This window comes from uncultured Campylobacter sp. (assembly GCF_937959485.1).
GTDB lineage: Bacteria > Campylobacterota > Campylobacteria > Campylobacterales > Campylobacteraceae > Campylobacter_B.
In genome coordinates this window covers 25,660-46,600 of sequence record NZ_CALGPY010000014.1, presented here as the reverse complement: position 1 = coordinate 46,600, position 20,941 = coordinate 25,660, and the positions used below count along the sequence as shown (strand labels likewise).

General features: G+C 46.1%; 18 protein-coding genes and 2 pseudogenes. 12 read left to right on the top strand and 8 right to left on the bottom strand.

Annotated features, from left to right (window positions below; all coding sequences use genetic code 11):
• Positions 1-381: 381 nt before the first annotated feature.
• The 7 genes and pseudogenes from Q0380_RS10535 to yajC form a co-directional block, all read right to left on the bottom strand.
• A pseudogene (locus Q0380_RS10535) lies at positions 382-576 on the bottom strand (bifunctional folylpolyglutamate synthase/dihydrofolate synthase); the annotation flags it as partial.
• 37 nt (positions 577-613) lie between these two features.
• Positions 614-1,153, bottom strand: coding sequence for an LPS assembly lipoprotein LptE (gene lptE / locus Q0380_RS09015; RefSeq protein WP_298962894.1), 540 nt, complete (start codon positions 1,151-1,153; stop codon positions 614-616).
• A gap of 6 nt (positions 1,154-1,159) precedes the next feature.
• Complete coding sequence (gene leuS, locus Q0380_RS09010; RefSeq protein WP_298962892.1) at positions 1,160-3,607, bottom strand: leucine--tRNA ligase; 2,448 nt, start codon at positions 3,605-3,607, stop codon at positions 1,160-1,162.
• 9 nt (positions 3,608-3,616) lie between these two features.
• Complete coding sequence (locus tag Q0380_RS09005; RefSeq protein WP_005872279.1) at positions 3,617-3,958, bottom strand: DUF6394 family protein; 342 nt, start codon at positions 3,956-3,958, stop codon at positions 3,617-3,619.
• Positions 3,959-3,967: 9 nt separating this feature from the next.
• Entirely contained in the window at positions 3,968-4,936 is a 969-nt protein-coding gene (gene secF, locus Q0380_RS09000; RefSeq protein ID WP_297902803.1) for a protein translocase subunit SecF, read from the bottom strand.
• On the bottom strand, positions 4,920-6,524 hold the full coding sequence (gene secD / locus Q0380_RS08995; RefSeq protein ID WP_298962888.1) for a protein translocase subunit SecD: 1,605 nt from the start codon (positions 6,522-6,524) through the stop codon (positions 4,920-4,922). Before secD ends, secF begins: the two co-directional genes overlap by 17 nt.
• Positions 6,517-6,786: a preprotein translocase subunit YajC gene (gene yajC, locus Q0380_RS08990; protein WP_298962886.1), complete on the bottom strand. Its 270-nt coding sequence runs from the start codon at positions 6,784-6,786 to the stop codon at positions 6,517-6,519. The genes secD and yajC overlap by 8 nt, the downstream gene beginning before the upstream one ends.
• Between yajC and Q0380_RS08985 the strand changes: the two genes are divergently transcribed.
• The 11 genes from Q0380_RS08985 to Q0380_RS08935 all read left to right on the top strand — a co-directional run bounded on the left by Q0380_RS08985 (position 6,762) and on the right by Q0380_RS08935 (position 18,704).
• Entirely contained in the window at positions 6,762-8,105 is a 1,344-nt protein-coding gene (locus tag Q0380_RS08985) for an apolipoprotein N-acyltransferase (protein WP_298962882.1), read from the top strand. The genes yajC and Q0380_RS08985 overlap by 25 nt on opposite strands.
• A gap of 64 nt (positions 8,106-8,169) precedes the next feature.
• The gene (gene pyrH, locus Q0380_RS08980) at positions 8,170-8,889 is read left to right on the top strand and encodes a UMP kinase (protein WP_005872284.1); all 720 of its coding nucleotides are present in this window, start codon (positions 8,170-8,172) and stop codon (positions 8,887-8,889) included.
• 23 nt (positions 8,890-8,912) lie between these two features.
• Positions 8,913-9,131 (top strand): DNA-directed RNA polymerase subunit omega, encoded by a 219-nt coding sequence (locus Q0380_RS08975; RefSeq protein WP_291935955.1) that lies wholly within the window; start codon positions 8,913-8,915, stop codon positions 9,129-9,131.
• Positions 9,109-11,301: a RelA/SpoT family protein gene (locus tag Q0380_RS08970; RefSeq protein WP_298957122.1), complete on the top strand. Its 2,193-nt coding sequence runs from the start codon at positions 9,109-9,111 to the stop codon at positions 11,299-11,301. The genes Q0380_RS08975 and Q0380_RS08970 overlap by 23 nt, the downstream gene beginning before the upstream one ends.
• 14 nt (positions 11,302-11,315) lie before the next feature.
• A complete protein-coding gene (gene tyrS / locus Q0380_RS08965; RefSeq protein WP_177389336.1) occupies positions 11,316-12,521 on the top strand; it encodes a tyrosine--tRNA ligase in 1,206 nt (401 codons plus the stop codon).
• Positions 12,521-13,609, top strand: a complete 1,089-nt coding sequence (locus Q0380_RS08960; protein WP_298962879.1) for a nitronate monooxygenase — start codon at positions 12,521-12,523, stop codon at positions 13,607-13,609. Before tyrS ends, Q0380_RS08960 begins: the two co-directional genes overlap by 1 nt.
• Complete coding sequence (locus tag Q0380_RS08955; protein WP_298962877.1) at positions 13,593-15,395, top strand: N-acetylmuramoyl-L-alanine amidase; 1,803 nt, start codon at positions 13,593-13,595, stop codon at positions 15,393-15,395. Before Q0380_RS08960 ends, Q0380_RS08955 begins: the two co-directional genes overlap by 17 nt.
• Before the next feature lie 751 nt (positions 15,396-16,146).
• Positions 16,147-16,944, top strand: coding sequence for a hypothetical protein (locus Q0380_RS08950; RefSeq protein WP_298962874.1), 798 nt, complete (start codon positions 16,147-16,149; stop codon positions 16,942-16,944).
• A 134-nt stretch (positions 16,945-17,078) separates the two neighbouring features.
• Positions 17,079-17,618, top strand: a complete 540-nt coding sequence (locus tag Q0380_RS08945; RefSeq protein WP_298962871.1) for a hypothetical protein — start codon at positions 17,079-17,081, stop codon at positions 17,616-17,618.
• A gap of 58 nt (positions 17,619-17,676) precedes the next feature.
• Positions 17,677-18,381 (top strand): hypothetical protein, encoded by a 705-nt coding sequence (locus Q0380_RS08940; RefSeq protein WP_298962860.1) that lies wholly within the window; start codon positions 17,677-17,679, stop codon positions 18,379-18,381.
• Positions 18,378-18,704 carry a hypothetical protein gene (locus tag Q0380_RS08935; protein WP_298962857.1) on the top strand — a complete coding sequence of 109 codons (327 nt, stop codon included), beginning with the start codon at positions 18,378-18,380 and terminating at the stop codon, positions 18,702-18,704. The genes Q0380_RS08940 and Q0380_RS08935 overlap by 4 nt, the downstream gene beginning before the upstream one ends.
• Positions 18,705-18,807: 103 nt before the next feature.
• Here Q0380_RS08935 and Q0380_RS08930 read toward each other — a convergent pair whose 3' ends face one another.
• Positions 18,808-19,914: an FtsW/RodA/SpoVE family cell cycle protein gene (locus Q0380_RS08930; RefSeq protein WP_298962854.1), complete on the bottom strand. Its 1,107-nt coding sequence runs from the start codon at positions 19,912-19,914 to the stop codon at positions 18,808-18,810.
• A gap of 31 nt (positions 19,915-19,945) precedes the next feature.
• On the opposite strand from Q0380_RS08930, the pseudogene Q0380_RS10530 reads away from it, so the two are divergent.
• Positions 19,946-20,599 (top strand): annotated as a pseudogene (locus Q0380_RS10530) (RluA family pseudouridine synthase); the annotation flags it as partial.
• Positions 20,600-20,941 lie beyond the last annotated feature (342 nt).

The window sequence follows — 20,941 nt, the reverse complement described above, 5'->3', positions numbered from 1 at the left end:
ATTTTGCTCAGACGGCGATTTAAGATCTTGAGAATTCCATAAATTTTGTGTAGAAGCAGAATTTTGCGTATCTATGGAATTTCGCGCGATAAAATTCTGCTCGCTACAAAAATTTCGTGTGGTAGAAATGAAGCTTTGCAGGGCAGAATTCCGCTCACCATGCGAATTCTGAGTGGCGATAAAATCCTGCATGGCGGAATTTTGCAAATTAGAAATAGAAATTTGAGAGGCTGAATTTTCTCTGTTCGCAAAATTTTGCATCTTTGCGGAATTGTGTTTTTCCGTAAAATTTGACGCCGAAGCGGAATTTTGCTCGTTTTTAAAATTTGAAGCGCCTGAATTTAACGCAAAAACTGGGATTTGCGCGATGCGTCCGCCTAGATAGATGCGCTCGTTGAGCTTAAAAACGTGCGGGCTAGTGTAGTGCCCGACGCTAAAGCCCGCTGCGGCGATCGCGTTAGCCAAAAATCGCCCGGTGCTTCCCTTGCCGTTGGTGCCGATGATCTGAATGACGTTTTTGAGCGGAATTTTATCTTTAATGGCGGCATACGCCCGCGGGAAGCGCTCGTAGTCGATTTTTTTGTAATAAATCGGGCGATTTTGCAAAAATTCTTTAATGCTGCGCCCGCTCAAGTCTGAATCCCCTAATCGCAAGCACCGAAATAAACTCGTCAAACGCCTGCGTGGAGGCATTTTCGATCGCCTTATAGCGGTCCTTATCGCTAATGATCGAGCTCGTATCGTAGCTATTTTTGACTAGGCGGCTAACTTTAAAATCATAATCGCCCACGCAATCCTTGTTGAAAACCTCGCCGTTTTTAAGCTTGGTGCTGAAATTTACGATGAGATTTGCGCGGTAGCTAGTGACATAGCCGAACTGATCGTATGAAAGCTCGCTAAAGCTTAGGCTTTTTATACTCGCTACTACGATCGTCTGCGCCGAGTTTTTATCCGAAAGGCTCATCCCTAGGCGCTGGACTATACCCTGCCTGATCGCATCTTTAATAGCGACGGTGTTTTGCGGATCGGTCTTGCTCATCATAACGTCCACAAATACGCTTCCGCTCATCGTCTCTTTTGCAATCCTTGAAACGGGCTTGTAGCCGCAGCCAATTAAAAAAATCAAACAAAAAACGGTTAAAGCTTTTCTCATCTTCGCCTACTTTATTACCAAATTTACGAGCTTGTTTTTGACGTAAATTTCTTTTACGACGCTCTTACCCTCTAGCCATTTGGCGCAGTTTTGCTTTGCAAGGCTTAAAATTTCGCCCTCGCTTAGGCTCGCACCCGCTTCAAACTCGGCACGTTTTTTGCCGTTAATCGTGACGGCGAGTTTGATCGTATCACTTTCAAAAACCTCTTCGCAAACTCGCAGCTCGCCGAAATTCCGCCTATTAAACAGCTTCTCGCTAAGCTCGGCGCAGATGTGTGGCACTATAGGCTCTAGCAAATTTAAGATCACGAAATAGCCCTCGGTAAATACGTCTTTGTTGCTCTGCACATTTAGCGCATTTAGCGCCTCCATACACGCGGCGATTAGGGTATTAAAAGCAAAGCTGCTCTCATAAACCTGCTGCGACTTCTTAAGCGCCTCGTAAACTTTGAGGCGGGCATATTTTTCCTCTTTATTTAAAGCGGCGTGGTCGATCTGTGGAATTTTATCCGTAGCATAAGCGTTTTTGGCGCGATCGTAAAGGCGGCTAAGAAATTTATATGCGCCCTCTACCGCGCTGTCGTTCCACTCAAGCTCTTTTTGAGGAGGCGCGGCAAAAAGTATAAAAAGTCTCGCCGTATCGGCGCCGTAGGTCTCGATAATGTCATCGGGATCGACGGTGTTGCCCTTGCTTTTACTCATCTTTGCGCCGTCTTTTAGCACCATGCCCTGGGTTAGCAGCCGCTCAAACGGCTCACTATCGCGCAGATAGCCTATGTCACGAAGAGCCTTTTGGAAAAACCTTGCATATAAAAGGTGCAATATCGCGTGCTCGATGCCTCCTATATACTGATCGACGTTCATCCAGTAATTCACGCTTTGCTCATCAAACGCCCGCTGCTGCCATGTCCGCTCGTCGCTTGCGTAGCGCGCGAAATACCACGAGCTTTCAAAAAATGTATCGAGCGTGTCGGTCTCGCGCACCCCGTCGCCGCCGCATTTAGGGCATTTGCAAAACTTCCAGCTAGGATGCGCGTCGAGTGGATTGCCTTTGCCGGTGATCTTAATATCCTGCGGAAGCTCTACGGGCAGATTTGAAATTTCCTCGCTTACCAGCCCGCATTTTGGGCAGTGGATCATCGGGATCGGCGCGCCCCAGTAGCGCTGGCGGCTCACTCCCCAATCGCGCAGTTTAAAATTTACCACGCGGCGTCCGAGCCCTAGCTCTTCAAATTTTGAGATAACGGCGCTTTTTGCTTTCTCGCTATCCATGCCGCTAAATTCCGCGGAATTTATCAAAACTCCGCTCTCTACGTAGGCTTTGTTAGCGTCGTAATCGCCGCTTTTAGGAGCAATACTTTGAATGATCGGCAGGTTAAATTTCTTCGCAAACTCAAAGTCCCTCTCATCGTGCGCAGGCACAGCCATAACCGCACCGCCGCCGTATTCTGCTAGGACGAAATTTGCGGTCCAAACGGGGATTTTTCTGCCGCTTAGCGGATGAAGCACGCTGATTCCGAGGCTCACGCCGTCTTTATCGCTTGCTTGGCGCTCGCGCGGGCTTTGATTTAAAATTTCTCTCACCTTCGCCGCAGCTTCGGCGTCAAGTAAATTATTATCTAAAAGTCTCTTTACGACCTCGTGCTCCGGCGCAAGCGCCGCGTAGCTCATACCGTAGATCGTATCAGGGCGCGTCGTAAAAACCTTAAAGCCCTCGATGCCGCCGAGCTTAGCGCTGCTTTGTTCGTCAAATTTAAAGCTAAATTCCAAACCCTCGCTGCGCCCGATCCAGTTTTCCTGCATCGTAAGCACCTGAGCGGGCCATTTGCCCTCAAGCTGCTTTAGGCAATCCAAAAGCTCCTGCGCATAAGCGGTGATTTTTAGGTAGTAGCCAGGCATCTGCTTTTGCACGACCTCGTTGCCGCAACGCCAGCACCTACCCTCCTCGACCTGCTCGTTGGCAAGAACCGTCTGATCGTGCTCGCACCAATTGACCACGGCGCTTTTTCTATAGATAAGCCCTTTTTCAAAAAGTTTGATGAAAAATTCCTGCTCCCAGCGCGTATAAAGCGGATCGGAGGTAGCGAGCATGCGACGAGCCGAAAAGCTAAAGCCAAGGCGGTGCAGCTCATTTTTCATATAATCAATATTTTCGTAAGTCCAAGTTTTAGGGTGAATGCCGTGTTTGATCGCCGCATTTTCCGCAGGCATACCGAAGCTGTCAAAGCCGATCGGCTGAAGCACGTTGTATCCGCGCAGCCTATAATAGCGACTCAGCGCGTCGCCGATGCTGTAGTTTCGCACGTGCCCCATGTGGATGCGGCCGCTTGGGTAGGGAAACATCGAAAGGATATATTTTTTAGGCAGGCTGTAATCGTCCTTAGGCTCGAAAATTCCCTCTTCATCCCAAATTTTCTGCCATTTAAGCTCAATACTTTTACTATCGTAAGGCATTTTGCGCTCCTAGAATTCGTCTTTAGTTTTTGCCGACTCGATCGCTATTAAAATTAGCGAGAAAAAGTTTGCAAGTAGCGCGCCGATGGCAAGCGAGGTCACGATCGACAGATCTCCCGGCGCTACTACAATCAAAACGAACGCCGGTATGAGATGCAGATCTGCTACGAGCGAGCTTGCGAAAAGCTCGGCCGCGAGCATATTTCGCACGCCTACCTTCAAAAGCGTCGAGACCGCATTTACGCTAGTTGCTATGAAAAGTAAAATTTCATTCTTCTCATACAAAAACCCGCCTATCGTAGTCATACTCATAAGCGCAAAAAATATGTAAATTACCCTTCCCCAGTTCATCTTTTATCCTTACACCGTGCCTTTTTCATACATGGCGCGATTTTTTTCTTTCTCTTTGATACGACGCTGTTTTTCAGCCAAAAATGCGCGGTATTTCTCGACATTAAATTTAAACAAAATCAGCATCGGAGCAGCTACAAATACAGAGCTGAAAGTTCCTGCTATGACGCCTATTAGCATCACGAAGCTAAAGCCGTGGATCATCTCGCCGCCCCAGACGAATAAAATCACAATGACGATGAGAGTCGTAAGCGAAGTAAGGAGCGTGCGCGATAGTGTGTGAGAGATTGATTCGTTTATAACCTCGTCAAGCTTAATCGATTTACTATCTTTTACACCTTCTCGAATTCTATCGAAAACGACAATGGTATCGTTAAGCGAATAGCCCATTATAGTTAGCAGTGCGGCTAGAATTTCAAGGTTGAAATCCACGCCGGCTAAAATCATCGCGCCTACGGCGACTACGACGTCGTGCAGATCCGATAGCACTGCGGCGACCGCAAATCTCCACTCAAACCGCAGGGTAATATAAACCAAAATGAGCGCAAACGACACACATACCGCTAAAATTCCGTTTGTGCGAAGCTCTTCGCCGACTTTAGGACCTACGATATCGACCTTGCGAATGTCGAAGTTTCCGCTGCCTTGCAAAATTTTTTGCGCCGCTAAAGCTGGATTATCACCCAGTTCACTCGCAGCGCCCGAATATCTAATCGTGACCTCTTGATCGCTACCAAATTCCGTAACGTTGATATTACCTAAATTTGCCGCTTCGAAGCGCTTTCTGATCTCATCAAGCGGTGCTTTAGCGTCGTATTTAACCTGAATGAGTGTACCGCCGCTAAAATCGATGCCGTAATTAATGCCCTTAATGAAAAACAGCGCAATAGAGCCTATTATCAAAACTGCAGAAAGCGCAAAGGTAAAATATCTAAATTTCATAAAATCATAAATTTTGCCCTTATCGAACACTTGCATTTGCGCCTCCTCTTACTTTATAACCGAGCCAAAGCGCGGTATTTTTGCTTTTTTCCATCTTATCTATTACTAGCTCAAACATTCCGTGAGTGCCTAAAATAGCCGTTATCATCGACGCTACGATACCGATGCTCATCGTGACGGCAAAGCCCTTTACCGGGCCGGTACCGTAAGCATAAAGCGCAGCAGAAGTAATTAGCGTAGTGATATTTGAATCCACAATCGCGCTCATCGCATTTTCATAGCCTTTATTTATACTTTGGCGGATTGAAACTCCCGTCCTTAGCACCTCTCTAACGCGCTCATTAATAATAACGTTCGCATCCACGGCCATTCCGATAGTTAGCACGATTCCCGCCATTCCAGGAAGCGTTAACGTTGCACCAAAAAGCGCCATACAAGCGATTAGAAATAAAATATTTACTACAAGCGCGATGTCGGCAAAAAGCCCCGCCACGCCATAGTAGAAAATCATAAAGATCAAAATCGCAACCGCCGCCAAACTAAGCGCCGCCATACTTTTATCGATGCTATCTTGTCCTAGGCTAGGGCCGATACTGCGCGTTTCTGAGACTTTGACGGGAGCCAAAAGCGCGCCGCTTCTAAGCGCTATCGCTACGTCGTGCGCCTCCTCGACGCTAAATCCGCCGCTGATCTGACCGCTGCCGCCGCCGATACGCTCGTTTATGCGCGGTGCGGAGTAAACCTTGCCGTCAAGCACGATGGCTAAACGTTTGCCGACGTTTTTACCGGTAAAATCGCCGAAAATTTGAGCACCTTGAGAGTTCAGCGTAAAATTTATAATCGGCTGGTTGGTGTGCTGATCGAAAGCAACCTTCGCATCGACTAGCATCGCGCCGTCTAAAACCGGAATTTCGTTTATGAGATACTTATAATTCGGATTTTTAACGTCGGGATAGATCACGTCGCCGTAGGCCCTGGCGTCCGCCGCGCTGATAGTCTGCGCGCGGTCTTGGCGTACGTCGTCCACCGCCATAAGCTGCAAGTGAGCCGCTTTGGCGATCAGATCCTTGGCGCGCTGCTCATCCGCTGCGTTTTTGACGCCCGGAAGCTCCACCAAAATATAGCTCTCGCCCTGCTTTGCTACCGTTGGCTCCGCAAGTCCGAATTGATCTAGGCGGTTTCGGATAGTCTCAACGGCCTGTTCGATCGCGTATTTTTTAGTCGCTTCGACCTCCTCAGGCGTTAGCGTGACGCGGTATTTTTCACCAGATTTTTGAATGTCTAATCCGCTTGCGGCGCTATGCAAAATCGCATCAAATTTAGAGGCCTCGTCCGCGTCTAAAATTTCAAACTCAAACGAATCGCCTTCTAATTTTAGCCCGTCCATCAGCAGATCATCGCGCTTGGCGGCGTAATTGACGCTCGCAGCGATCGATTTGATCTTTGAAACGACCGCCTCGTCGCTTTGAACTTCCAAAAGCATATGTAGGCCGCCTTGCAGATCCAAACCCAAGTTTATCTTGCTTCCCTTTTCGGTCTGAAAGATCGAAGGCGCAGCAAAAATCGCCGAAAAAATAACCGCAGCCAAAAAGATCAGCAGGCGGTATGAAATTTTACTAGTCATCTAATTTTCTTGCCACAAATTGCTTATCCAGCTCGACCATGACCTCATCGTTAAGCTTAACTGTGATAAAATCCTCGTTGGTTTTTACGACTGAGCATTTTATGCCGCCGCTAGTGACGATTTTATCTCCTTTAGCGAGCGCATCGACCATCGCTTTATGATCCTTGGCCTGCTTTTGCTGCGGTCTGATAATCAAAAAATACATAATCGCGAAGATTACGACGATAGGTAGGATTGATGCAAAGAGATTTCCCTGTTCCATGTGTTTCCTTCATTAGAAATTTAAAAAGTAGCTATTTTACATCAAGTTACATAAATAAAGGCTTTTTTCTTGCGCTTGCGCTTTCAAATTTTATTTTCGTAGAAATTTTAAGCTCTAAATTTGACGGCTTAATCGCTCTAGCGGCGGAATTTTTCTCGCCTCTGATCGCGATAGCGGCACTTTTTTATCTGCTAAAAGCAAGCAAGGCGGAGTGGTTTTGGTGCGGATTTTTTATCGGCGCGCTGTGGCTGCACTGGATCGGCTTCAGCCTGATCTATTTCGATCTTGCGTTTTTGATCCCGCTTGAAATTCTTGGAATTTGTCTCGTTTACGCCTTTATTTTCCGCATCTTTGCGATCTTTGACGCGCCGGTTTTGCGCGCTGCATGCCTTTTAGCGCTGAAATTTATCCATCCTTTCGGCTTTGATTGGCTAAATTTTGAACTGCTGCTAAGCCATGGAATTTTCAGAGCCGATCTTAGCGCGCTAGCTCTGATTTTAGCGGGGCTTTGCACGGTTTTGTATCTACGGGGGCGCGGCGCCCGGGCTAAACTTAACGCCCTAATTTTCGCGGTATTTTTGATCTGCGCGCTGCAATTCAGCCAAAAAGAGCCCGAGCCGCTGCCGATTAAAATTTTACTAGCAAACACCGATATTTCGCAGTATGACATCTGGGCAAAGGATAAAATTTTATCCGCCGCGTTGGCAAATTTAGCTCGGATTGACGATGCGATCGCAGCGGGGCAGGACGCGATAATTTTGCCCGAGAGCGCCTTTGCGATGCCGCTAAATTTAGAAAATGTACTAGTTAAAGCTCTAAAGGAGAAATCGCGCACAATTACGATAGTAGCGGGTGCGGAAGCGTATGAGAACGGGAAATTTTACAACAGCGCCTATCTTTTTGCAAACGGGGAAATGAAGCGCTTCGATAAGCATATTTTGGTGCCGTTTGGCGAAATGGTACCGCTGCCCCAATTCGCGCGAAATTTCATAAACCGCGTGCTGTTAGGCGGCGCGACCGATTTTTCGACGGCTAGCGGTTTTAGCGACTACGAGCTTGGCGGGCGAAGCGTAAGAAGCGCCGTTTGCTACGAGGCTACGCGCGCAGAGCTTTACGAGGGCTCGCCCAAATATGTCGTAGCGATCAGCAATAACGGCTGGTTCGTGCCGAGCTACGAGCCCTATTTGCAGCGCCTCATAATCCGCTACTACGCGAGCTTGCACGGCACATTGATCTATCACGCCGTAAACGGCAGCGCTAGCGAGATAATCGCTCCGAAAAAGATCTGGATAAACCGCCTTAAAGATCATCTAAAATAGCCTAAAAAGTTATTTTTAAACGACTTTTGGATAATATTTTAAAATTTTATTAGGAGCTAAATTTATGGCTAAATACAATCGCATACTCGTAAAATTTTCGGGTGAAGCGCTAGCGGGAGAGAACGGCTTTGGGATCGACAGCGAAATTTTAAAATTTATCGCTAAAGAGATCAAGCAGCTCGTAGAGGGCGGCATCGAAGTAGGCATCGTAATCGGCGGCGGCAACATCATAAGAGGCGTAAGCGCCGCAGCTAGCGGTATCATCAAGCGCACCAGCGGCGATCATATGGGCATGCTAGCCACCGTCATCAACGCAATCGCGATGAGAGAGGCGCTAGAATACGCAGGTATGGATGTACGCGTGCAAAGCGCGATAAAGATGGAAGCGATCTGCGAGACCTTCATCATCGGCCGCGCCAAAAGACACCTCGAAAAAGGTCGCGTCGTGATCTTTGCCGCAGGCACCGGAAATCCGTTCTTCACGACCGATACCGCAGGCACGCTCCGCGCTATCGAGATCGGAGCCGACGCTATCATAAAAGCCACTAAAGTAATGGGGATCTACGACAAAGATCCGCAAAAATTTAAAGACGCCAAATTGCTTTCCAAAGTCACTTACGATCAAGCCCTGCACGACAACATCAGGGTGATGGACGATACGGCTATCGCGCTTGCTAAAGACAATGCGCTTCCGATCATCGTGTGCAATATGTTTAAGAGCGGAAATTTATACAAAATCGTCGATGGCGGAGATCTAAGCTCCTGCTCGATCGTAAAAAACTGAAATTTTAAATTTAAGGAGAATTGATGAGAACTGAACAAATTGTAGCCAAGGCTTTAAAAGTAACGGGCGGAGATAGATATAAGCTATCTTTGATGATAAGCAAACGCGCCGAGCAGCTAGCTGCTGGCGAACCTCCGCTGATAGAGAACGTAGATACTCGCAGGATGAAATTTGCCGATATAGCAATCTTGGAACTAGCCGAAGGTAAGATCGCATTAGATGGAATCGTTGACAAGGATTAATGATAACTTCTTAGAAAGTCTCATCGACGATGTCGTCGATACCAAAGACATTCAAAGCGCCAAGCAGCTGCTTTATAATCTAAAAGAACCCACTCCGTTACTGGTGGATGCTATAAATTTATGCATCGCTCAGCACGACGGACAGTTTCGCAAAAGCGGCGAGCCGTATGCGATCCATCCGATTTTGGTAGCTTGCTTCGTATCTTTTATGGGCGGAGACGACGCGATGGTGATATCTGCGCTACTACACGACGTAGTAGAGGATACAGATTACAGCATCGAGCAGGTTAGACAAAGATTCGGCGACGAAGTAGCCAAAATCGTAGAAGGGCTTACTAAAATCGTAAACATCAGGGAGGATAAGCTGGCTCCATCCGGCGATAGCAACGCCAAGCTACGCACTACCGCCCTTACCTTCCGCAGGATGCTGATGATCTCCATTAACGATCAGCGCGTCCTAGTCGTCAAGCTCTGCGATAGGCTGCACAATATGCTAACCCTAGACGCACTTCGCCCCGATAAACAAAAACGCATCGGCGAGGAGACACTTTTGGTTTATGCGCCGATCGCGCACAGGCTTGGAATTTCATCGATCAAAAACGTGCTTGAAGATCTTAGCTTCAAATACGTCATGCCCAAAGAATACGCGGCGATCGCCGATTACGTCGAGGAGCATAAGCAGCAGCTTCAGATGAGCTTGAGCAAATTTAGCGAAAAGATCAAGGAGTATATGCTTTCAAACGGCTTTAGCGAGGGCAGCTTTGAGATCCAAAAGCGGATGAAGCACTACTACTCGATCTTTTTAAAAATGCAGCGCAAAGGAATTTCGATCGAGGAGGTGCTCGATCTTTTGGCTATCCGCATCATCGTGCAAAAGCCGATGGATTGCTACTTGGCGCTTGGTATAATCCATACTAAATTTAACCCGCTCATATCGCGCTTTAAAGATTACATCGCGCTGCCGAAGCAAAACGGATATCAGACGATCCACACGACCGTTTTTAACGAAAGTATGATCGTAGAGGTGCAGATCCGCACCTTCGATATGCATAACACCGCGGAATTCGGCGTCGCCGCGCACTGGAAGTATAAATATAGCGGCTCGATCAATCCGAAGCTTGATTGGCTAAACGACATCGGCATGCAGGAAGAGGACGACGCCAACGCCGAGGATCTTTACGAATACGCCAAAGACAGCCTCTACGTCGAGGATATCGCCGTGTATTCTCCCAAGGGCGGAATTTTTACATTGCCGCGAGGCGCCACGGCGCTTGATTACGCCTACGAGATACACTCTCAAGTGGGCTTAAAAGCAACCGAGGCCTTTATAAACCGCGTCAAGGTGCCGCTATTAACGGAGCTAAAAAACGGAGATATCGTTCATATCATCACCGGAAGCGAGCCGCATTACCGCTGCAGCTGGCTAAGCTCGGTCAAAACAGGCAAGGCGCGCGCAACGATAAAGGCATTTTGCAAGCAAAAGATCAGAGACATAAATTTTGAAGTAGCGATTAAAATTTTATGTGCGATCTTTACGACGAGCAAGGAGAGCATTCTAAGCTGGCTTGAAAAAGAAAATTTAAACAAAAAGATCGGCAAAGCAGCCTATGACTCGGTATTTTTAAAAGACGTCGTAAACGCGCTGAAAAAATACCCGCTCAAAGAGAAATTTTTCAATATGAAATTTCGAAGCAAGTATGAGATCGAGAAGCAAAAATTTGACAACATCGTGGTGTATTCAAATTTTAAAATCGACGAGGTTGAGTTTGATTACTGCTGCAACCCAAAGCGTGGCGACGACATCATCGGCTTTCGCAACGGACACGGCGTGACGGTGCATCATAAGCTGTGCGAACGTGCAAGCGAGCTAATCAAAACCGATGAGATGATCTTCGTAAAATGGACGCGTAATGCGCCGCACCGCTACAAGATCATATTAAATTTAGAAAACAAGCGCGGCTCGCTGGCGACGTTTTTGAACTATTTAGTCAAGCTCGAGGTCGATCTAGTATCGATAAGCCTTAACGAAAATAGCGAAACGACGTCGGATTATTTTGAGATTATCATCGAGCTAAACGAAAATTTAGACTCCACGGAGATTAAAGACAAACTCAAAAACCGCTTTAAAATCGTGGATTTCGTATCGCTTACGGACGTATATAAAAACTAAATAAGGGAGAGCAAATGGCTGACATTCAAGGCATTATGGAAAATTTCAAGCGCGGTGTCGCGGAGATCATCGGCGAAGAGCAGATCGAGGCGCTGATTAGGCGCTATTACGACAGCGGCGAGGTCTTTTACGTCAAAATCGGCATGGATCCCACTGCTGCGGATCTACACCTAGGGCACGCTGTCGTGCTAAATAAGCTTGCATTTTTGCAAAATCACGGCGCGATCGTGCAGTTTCTAATCGGTGATTTTACCGCTCAAATCGGCGATCCTACGGGTAAGAGCGAGACTCGCAAAAAGCTAGCGCGCGAAGTCGTGCTTCAAAACGCCAAAACCTACGAGCAGCAGGTGTTTAAAATTTTAAATCCCGCAAAAACTAAGGTGATGTTTAACTCCGAATGGACCAACCGCCTGGGTGCTAGCGGTATGATTGAGCTATCAAGCACTTTCAATGTTGCCAGGATGCTCGAGCGCGACGACTTCGAGAAGCGCTACAAGGCCGAGCAGCCGATCAGCATCAGCGAGTTTATGTATCCGCTACTGCAAGGATACGACAGCGTTTGCATGAAATGCGATATAGAATTTGGCGGCACCGATCAGAAATTTAATCTTTTAATGGGTCGCCAGCTGCAAAGAATTTATGATGTCGGCAAAGAACAAAGCGTCGTTATGATGCCGCTTTTAGTTGGCACCGACGGCACGAATAAAATGAGTAAAAGCCTTGGTAACTACATCGGCGTAACCGATACGCCTCATGATATGTACGGCAAGGTGATGAGTATCAGCGATGCGTTAATGTGGGATTGGTATAATCTGCTAAGCCAAAAGAGCAGCGAAGATATTGAGCTAATAAAAGGCTTCGTAGCGGATGGCTCGATCCATCCTAAGGCGGTTAAGGAGGAGCTTGCCTCTGAGATTGTCACGCAATTTTATGACGAAAACACCGCCTTTGAGGCCAAACAGGAATTTGACCGCGTCCACGGCGCAGGCGAGCTTCCTAGCGAGATCAAGGAATATCACGTAAGCTCGCCTGCATGGATCGTAAAGGCGCTAATTAGCTGCAAGCTCGCCGTATCCAGCTCGGATGCACGCAGGCTGATAAAATCAAACGCCGTCAGCATCGATCAAAATAAAATTTTAGATGAGCAGCTTCAGCTTAGCTCGGGCGAATATACACTCCAAGTAGGAAAGAAAAAATTCGCTAAATTAAAGGTGGATTAATGAGTATAAAAATAGGCAAACACGAGATTGCGCACCCGATAATTCAAGGCGGCATGGGACTTGGTATCAGCTGGGACAAGCTAGCCGGCAATGTCAGCCTAAACGGCTGTCTAGGCGTCATTAGCTCGGTCGGCACCGGATATTACGAAAATCTTAAATTTGCCAAAAAATCGCTCGAGGGCAGACCCTATCAAAGCGAGAATTTTTATAGCAAAGAGGCGCTTTTTGCGATAGTGCAAAACGCCCGTAAAATTTGTGGCGATGCGCCTTTGGGGATGAACGTAATGTGCGCGGCGAACGACTACGAGCGCATCGTGCGCGACACATGCGAGGCGGGTATCGACATCATCATAAGCGGCGCGGGACTTCCTACCAATCTGCCGGAGTTTACGGCAGATTTTCCAGACGTTGCACTCGTGCCTATAGTCTCCTCAGCTAAGGCTCTTAAGATCATCGCCAAACGCTGGAAGCAGCGCTACGACAGAATTCCCGATGCCGTAGTGCTGGAGGGTCCTCTTAGCGGCGGACATCAGGGCTTTACCTACGAGCAGTGCGGCGATCCCGCGTTTGCGCTGGATAATCTAATCCCGCAAGTAAAATCGGAAATTACGCAATGGGGCAGCTTCCCGCTATTTGTCGCAGGCGGAATTTGGGATAAAACCGACATCGATCGCGTAAAAGCCCTAGGCGCCGACGGCGTGCAGATGGGTACGCGCTTCATCGGCACCTTTGAATGCGATGCCGCGGAGGAATTTAAGCAGGTACTTCTTAACGCCAAAAAAGAGGACATCCAGCTTCTAAAATCGCCCGTAGGCTATCCCGCGCGCGGAATTCATACAAATTTACAAGATATGATCGCCGCAGGCACGGCGCCTAAGATCCGCTGTATCAGCAACTGCGTAAGCCCTTGCGAGCGCGGCAAAGGCGCTAATGCCGTAGGATACTGCATCGCCGACCGCTTAAGCGACGCGTATCTTGGCAAAACGCAAAGCGGTCTGTTTTTCACGGGTGCCAACGGCTGGCGATTGAACGAGATCATATCCGTGAAGGAATTGATAGAAAAACTTGTAAATGGCGAAGATAGTTAAAATTTTTCTAATCGCGGCCTTTAGTTGCGTATTGGCGTTTGGAGCTTCCAGCGAGGCGTTTTTTGCGAAATTCGACAAGGATTTCATCGTAGCGACGCCGAATTACAAGCGCTCGCTGCACAAGGAGCTAAAATCGCTCTACCAAGGCGCATCCGATAAAGAGGTCCGCATCAAAGCGCTAAAGAGGCTAGTTTACAGCTCGAAAAATTTAGGACTCGACTCCTCGCCTTATGAATCTGCGCTAGCCAAATTACAAGGCAAAGCAAGCGATAGCAGCACGAATTCTAAAAAGCTCAAAGATGAAAACGCAAAAAATTCCAAAAGCTCGGACGAGAAAAATGCTTCAAATTTAGCGCATAACCCCAAAGCTCCCGCCTCCAAAAATTCTAAGAATTCAAAAAATTCCACTTCCAAAAATCTTAAAAAGACGCGCGCGCCAGAAGAAGCCGATCTAAGCTCGCTATCTAAAGAAGATTTGGAATTTTTACGCTCGACTAGGCCCCGCGGTGCGGACGACGCAAAAAATTCAACAGACGATGCGCATAGCAACGACGCGAGCGAAAATCCCGCAGGTAGCACTGCGACAGAGCGACTAGATTCTGAGCTTCGCAAAAGCAGCGTAAAAAAATCCGCCCCCGATGCCAAACTCGCTTTAGCATCGCTGCGCGGTGATGGGGATGAGATCGTGCTTGAGTTTAACCGCGATCTAAAGCGCGGCGATTATAAAGATTTTACGATCGCAAGTAGCGATAATTTTCGCTTCGTGATTGATTTTAGCGCGCGGCAAAAGTCACAAAAAACGCGGTTTAAAGATAGCTTCGTTAGCGATGTACGCGTCTCGCAATACAACGATAAGACCGTGCGAATCGTACTTAGTGATCCGAAAGAATTCAACGCAAACGTAGAAATTAACGGCAATATGATGATTTTAAGTACGGCTGAAGGCTTAAAAGCCGCAAAATCTGCGCGTGCAGAAAAAAACAAGGATCAAAAATCAGGGCGCAAGCGCGAACACGAGCAAGATAGCGAGCCGCAAATCAGCACGATAGATGATGCGCAAGGCGCCAAAACCGCATCCGTGGCCGCCGGTAAAATTTACAAATCCACTAAGGGCAAACTCATCGTAATCGACCCCGGTCACGGCGGCAGCGATTCGGGCGCGGTCGGAAACGGGCTGAAGGAAAAAAACGTCGTGCTAGCCACATCCAAAAAGCTCGGTGCGCTGCTTACCAAGCGCGGCTACAAGGTGCTTTATACGCGCAGCACCGACGTGTTTATAAATTTAAGGTCGCGTACCGCTTTCGCCGCTAAAAAAAACGCCGATATGTTTATTTCGATCCACGCAAATGCCGCTCCTAACGCCAGCTCAGCACTTAAAATGAGTGGCGTGGAGACCTTTTTCTTAAGCCCGGCTAGAAGCGAACGCAGCAAAAACGCCGCCGCGCTCGAAAACAGGGGCGATCTGGAGGATATGAATACCTTCTCGAAGCAGACCTTCCTAAATTTCTTAAACCGAGAGAAGATAATCTCCTCAAACAAGCTTGCCATCGACATTCAAAGCTATATGCTAAGCTCGGTCAAAAAGAGCTTCTCAAGCAGAGACGGAGGCGTGCGCGAGGCGCCATTTTGGGTGTTAGTGGGCGCTACGATGCCCGCGGTACTCGTGGAGATGGGCTACATCACGCACCCGGATGAGGGTAAAAATTTAGGCAAAAGCGCCTATCAAGACCGCATCGCTCAGGGTATCGCAAACGGCGTGGACGCGTACTTTCAGAAAAACAGGTGATGAAATTTTACGCGCTACGCATTTTGCGAGCTAGATAAAATTTTATTTTGGCGCCGAGATTTGCCCCGCGGATATAGTTTAGCGGGCACGACGGATCTTGCGGATAAACAGAGCGCAGAGGCGGTAAATTTAAAATTTTAGAGCCCCCGCGCTAAATTTAAAGCAAAACGTGCGGCGTTTGCATGCAAAATTCGCTCGCATGCCAAATATTTACTACGGGCGGTAAATGTTACGGAGCGTCTTGCGGCGCCACGAGCTAGGGATATATAACGGCTTAGACGCGGAATTTTTAGCGCAGCTTGGCGTGAAATTTTGAAGCACGGACTTGGCGCTACGAGCGCAGAGAGTGCAGCTAACGGTAAAATTACCGACAAAGTCGCATTTAAGCCGCGCGAAAATAGCAATTTAGTCGCGCTAATGCGAGCCGTGTTTCAAACCGCGTCCGTGCAATTAGGATTGCGCTTTAAGCCGCAAGCGTGCATATTGCGCCGGCTGCGCTTAAGCGGCGCGGCGGCGCCCTAAAATTTCGCGCCATGTTCGCAGAGCGGCGATATTTACATAATGCTGCGGACATGGCGGTTGCAACGCGCCAATACCTGCGCTATATGCACATGAAAGAGTGCAGCTGAATCGTAAATTCACAAATTTAAGTTTAGTAGCCTAGATTTAAATTTGTGAATTTAAAGAATTCGGTATCAACGATACTGATGGGATTTAAATTTGACAAAAAATAAATTTTCAGGATTAAATTTTGAGAATAAAAAATAGCGGTAGAAAAATGAAATTTCTAAAAATTGTAATAGGCTTATTATTTGCATTTGTATTATTGGTAGTTGTAAATATCGTAGCAAAGACATTTGAAATAAATAAAACTTTACAAAAAGATTACATTGAATTATCGGCAAATCCAAAAATAACACAAGAATTTATGACTACTATGAAGTATAAAATTTGGATTTCGACACTACATAAATATGTAAATTATGATAATTTTTTAATGCGACCGCTTTTTTCAAAAATGAATTATCACTTTAAAGAAACAAAAGCAAATTTAGAGCAAAATAGTATTGATGATATTATTTTATGGTGTTTGTTGTATGATGAAATTTACGGACTTGCATATAATGGTGATAACTCGATGAATTTTAAAAATTTAGATTATGAAAAGTTAGAAATTTTGACAAATGAAATTTATTTGATGATACAAAGATTGCCATACGGAGATTTAAAAATATTTCAAATTCAAGATAATTTGTTAATGACAATGCTAAATTTAACAGATTTTTATTTTAATGCAATGTTTGAAAAATATGAGCGAAATTGCACTAATAAAACTGATTGTTGCGGAGCAAAATTGTATTATTTGGATAAAAATAATCTTTCTGTAAATGAAAAATTATATAGTTATTTACAAGATGGATACAATAAATATATTGATAAATCGGCTTTCAAAGATACAGTTAAAATCAAATTTAGCCAAAAATTATCAGACATAGAAAATTTCTCAAATATTGTTATTAAAAATTGTGAAAGCGTTAATTCTAAATAACTCAATGAAAGGATAAAAAATGAGTATAGAGCAAAAATTGTTTAACGAGATAGATAAAATCTGTAAAGCAACAGATTTATTGTAAACTTTGTCACTTGGTGAAAAAAGTAAAATTGCTAGAATTTAGGACACATTTGTGTGACATAAATGGTGCCACAAAAGATGCGTTAGATATTGTGGTAAAAGCAGAAGATAACGACGATAAAATACGAACTTATTTTATAGAAATCAATGGTGCTTTGGCAAAAACAGCAACACAAAGTTCAACTGAAACATACGGAAACGCTGTTGCTTTTGGCATAACTAGTGCAATATTAGCCGATAACTGGGATAATCCTTTTGCTTGGTTTATGGCTCTTGTTACAGCTGGTGCATATCACTTGCTTGGTAAAGTTACAGCAATTTCGCTTGGAGATAAAGCAGAAAAAGAAGCAAAAATAGTGGCGACAAATTTGTATGATAGTTATATAAGTTTAGTTAAAAATAATAAAGATAGTAATTTGATTATTCAAACTGATAAATCTAAATTAGACACTTTTACAAAAGAAAATTTTGAAAATATTTTAACCAAACTTCCGTCAGATGCAAATTTAACAATAGCTCATAATGGTGGAGATTACACGATTGATATAAATATTTCCAAAAAAAAGAAATCGATATTAATTCTAGTATAAATTTGAATGAAAAAAATAAAGAAAGTGAAAATTTAAAAATAAACTTAAAAGGTCCAAAATGAAAAAAATCGTATTTTTGATCCTGCTTTTCGCAGCCGTTGCGCTCGCGCTCTACGTCACTTCGCGCGTCAATCCAAATCTTTTCGCCGAAATCAAAATCCTAGGCGCGCTGCTAAACGCCACGATCTTCGGCGTCGCGCTCATCGCCTTAGCGATCGGCGAAAAGGATGTAGTGCGCTTCCCGTTTCTTACTGCCTCGCTACTGGCGCTGTTTTCAGGGCTACTGGAGGGCGTGCTGCTCTTTGAAAACCGCTACTACATCGCGATCACCGCGGTGGCATTCGTTGTCTTCGTCTTTTATCTGCAGATCAGGCACAAAAGATTTTCAAACAAAATTTATAAAAATTCTGCAGACGAAGGCTCTAAAAATTTAGATGAGAACGCAAATTTAAAAGACGCGGATTTCTGCGACGCAAAAGAGGCGCGGGAGCCGCAGAGCAAAAGCGCTGCGGTGGATGAAATTTTAAACTTTAAAAGCGATGGCGAAATTTTAAATTCTCAAAGCGAGAATGAAATTTTAAACTCCAGTGGCGATCTCGGTGAAAATTTCGCGAGCGGCGCCAATGAAAATTATGCGCATCACGCCGATGAAAATTCCGACGGAAATTTTAAAATTTCAAATGACGGCGCGTGCGAAAATTCTGCGCAAAATTTCAATCAAGACGCTGAAAATTCCGTGTCCGACGCAAGGCGCGATAGATGATCAGATCCGCGCTGATCGCGCTTGCGGTGATATTTTTACTACTTTTAAATTTAGCCAATCTTTTCGGCATGATAGGCCTAAGCGGGCCGGTGCCTGCGATGATCTGGTTTGCGATCAGCTTCTGCATGGTTTTTTACCTATACAAATTTTGCGGCGCAAAGCCCGTCGCGGCGCGGATCGGGATCTTTGCCGTGGCTTTCGCGGGCGGATTTTTCACGAGCGTTTTGTACCACGGATTTTTTAATTCGCAAACTTTAGAATTTGCCTTTACATATGCCTTTTTCGCGGTGGTTTTTACGCTCGGTATCGGCGTGATTTTGTAGCGAGCTTTAAAATTTAGCCCGCTGCTTCAAATTTCACCGCCGACTTAAAAATAAGTCCCGCGCGATTTTGTAAAATTCCAAAATTTATCCGCACGGGCTAAATTTACATCCTGATCTTATAGGTTTTGTAGTTATCCTTCATCCTAAACGTCAGCAAATTTTGCAAAATTCCAAAGAGGATCATAAAGGTGATGAAGCTGCTGCCGCCGTAGCTGAAAAACGGCAGCGGCACGCCCACGACGGGCGCGAAGCCCACCACCATCGAGATATTAACGCCCGTGTAGATGAAAATGAGCGAGGCAAGCGCGCTCGTAAAGACCCGTATCAGATAATCGCTTTTAAAATCGTAGTTCAGGCTCAGCAGATGCAGTATCAGCAACGCATACAGCGCGATCAGCGCGGCAGCCCCCACGAAGCCGAAGCGCTCGATCGTATAAGCAAAGATAAAATCGCTCGTCGCAATCGGTAAGAATTTAAAGTGCGTCTGCGTCGCTTCATCCTTATCCTTGCCGTAGATGCCGCCGTTTCCGATAGCTATGATCGCCTGCTTGACCTGGTAATTGGGCTCCTCGCTGATGAAATCGGCGATGCGCTTTTTTTGATAATCGTGCATGTTTTCGTACAAAATCGGCGAGCTGGCCACAAAAACGATGATCAGCGTGAGCCAAATTTTTTTATCCACGCCAATGATGAAAAGGATCGCAAATCCCGTCAAAAAAAGTATCGCGGCGGTGCCTAGATCGGGCTCTTTCGCGATCAAAACGAAAGGTAGAAGTATGTAAAAACTAAGGCGCAAAAAATCCTTCAGCCCGTAGCCGTTTTTCGGCGGCGGATTTTTGTGTATCAGATACATCAGCATCAGGATAAACGCGGGTTTCATCACCTCGCTGGGCTGCAGCGTAAAATGCACGAACGGAATCTCCAGCCAGCGCCTAGCTCCTAGCTTACTAACGCCGAAAAAATCGACGCTGAGCAGCAATATGATGTTGATCCAATAAAATATCGGGATCAGATATAAAAATTTGCGTATCGGAAAGAGAAAAAACAGCGTAAAAACGGCAAATCCGACGCCAAAATATACTACCTGTTTTGAAGACAGCACGTCGTTTGCCTCGCTTATTAAAACGTATGAAAAAACCACTATCGGCACGATCAAAAAAGGTTGAATGAAATCAAAATATGCTAAAATCTTTTTGTCAATTTTAAACAACGCTTAATCCTATTAAAATTTTGACGTAAGAATAGCCAAAAAAGGTATAAATTTGGATAATCTAATAGCACAATGCAGCGAAAGGCTCGATGTTTTTTTAAGCTCGCAGCTTGGAATTTCGCGCAATCAAATATCAAGCTTAATCAAATCCGAAGCGGTCAGAGTGGATGGAGCCGTGCAAACTAAGCCCGGCTACAAGCTATCCGCGGGCGAGCTCGTGCACATCGACTACCCCGCGCCCGCGCCGCAGCAAATGAGCGCAGAGAGGTTAAACTTCGACGTTGAAATTTTATACGAGGATGAGGATCTGCTCGTAGTAAATAAGCCCGCGGGCCTTACCGTCCACCCCGCCGCAAGCGTCAAAGAGCCCACGCTCGTGGACTGGCTCAAGTCTCGCGGCTATCTGCTCTCTAGCCTCGGCGGCGAGCTTCGCGCGGGCATCGTGCACCGCCTGGATAAACTCACCAGCGGCGCCCTGCTCGTCGCCAAAAACAACGCCGCGCACGCCGCGCTCTCGGCGCAGCTAAGCGACAAGAGTATGGGGCGGATATACCTCGCGCTCATCGACTTGCCGCTGAAAGAACCCTGCGTGATCGAGCGCCCAATCGCTCGCAACCCTGCAAACCGTCTAAAAATGGGGATCGTACCCGATGGACGCAGCGCAAATAGCGCGTTTTATGAAATTTTAAGCGGAGCGGAATTAACGGAACTTCAAAACTCCGCCCAGAAGTGCGATGAAATTTTAAATACGAGCGATGGTACGGCTGCGGGCAAAAGTGCGGGGGCGGATAAAATTTCAGCCGCCGATAAAATTTTGGCTGCGAACGCAAGCGCAAGTAGAATTTCGACTGAAGAGAAAATTTTGGGCGACGCTACGGATAAAATTTTAACTGGTAATGCGGATAAAATTTCGGCTAAGGACAAAATTTCAGACGCGACTACAGGCACGGATAACGCGGATGAAATTTCAAATAATTGCATGCGGAGTGCGGATAAAATTTCAATCCAAAGCGTAGATAAAATTCCA

Bases quoted from the DNA above. Each gene is read 5' to 3' on its own strand.
- Q0380_RS08960 (WP_298962879.1), top strand. From the start codon at position 12,521: ATGAGTATAAAAATAGGCAAACACGAGATTGCGCACCCGATAATTCAA.
- yajC (WP_298962886.1), bottom strand. From the start codon at position 6,786: ATGGAACAGGGAAATCTCTTTGCATCAATCCTACCTATCGTCGTAATC.
- tyrS (WP_177389336.1), top strand. From the start codon at position 11,316: ATGGCTGACATTCAAGGCATTATGGAAAATTTCAAGCGCGGTGTCGCG.
- Q0380_RS08985 (WP_298962882.1), top strand. From the start codon at position 6,762: ATGCAAAGAGATTTCCCTGTTCCATGTGTTTCCTTCATTAGAAATTTA.
- Q0380_RS08940 (WP_298962860.1), top strand. From the start codon at position 17,677: ATGAAAAAAATCGTATTTTTGATCCTGCTTTTCGCAGCCGTTGCGCTC.
- Q0380_RS08955 (WP_298962877.1), top strand. From the start codon at position 13,593: ATGGCGAAGATAGTTAAAATTTTTCTAATCGCGGCCTTTAGTTGCGTA.
- Q0380_RS08975 (WP_291935955.1), top strand. From the start codon at position 8,913: ATGAGAACTGAACAAATTGTAGCCAAGGCTTTAAAAGTAACGGGCGGA.
- Q0380_RS08970 (WP_298957122.1), top strand. From the start codon at position 9,109: ATGGAATCGTTGACAAGGATTAATGATAACTTCTTAGAAAGTCTCATC.
- secF (WP_297902803.1), bottom strand. From the start codon at position 4,936: ATGCAAGTGTTCGATAAGGGCAAAATTTATGATTTTATGAAATTTAGA.
- secD (WP_298962888.1), bottom strand. From the start codon at position 6,524: ATGACTAGTAAAATTTCATACCGCCTGCTGATCTTTTTGGCTGCGGTT.
- Q0380_RS08935 (WP_298962857.1), top strand. From the start codon at position 18,378: ATGATCAGATCCGCGCTGATCGCGCTTGCGGTGATATTTTTACTACTT.
- Q0380_RS09005 (WP_005872279.1), bottom strand. From the start codon at position 3,958: ATGAACTGGGGAAGGGTAATTTACATATTTTTTGCGCTTATGAGTATG.
- pyrH (WP_005872284.1), top strand. From the start codon at position 8,170: ATGGCTAAATACAATCGCATACTCGTAAAATTTTCGGGTGAAGCGCTA.
- lptE (WP_298962894.1), bottom strand. From the start codon at position 1,153: ATGAGAAAAGCTTTAACCGTTTTTTGTTTGATTTTTTTAATTGGCTGC.
- leuS (WP_298962892.1), bottom strand. From the start codon at position 3,607: ATGCCTTACGATAGTAAAAGTATTGAGCTTAAATGGCAGAAAATTTGG.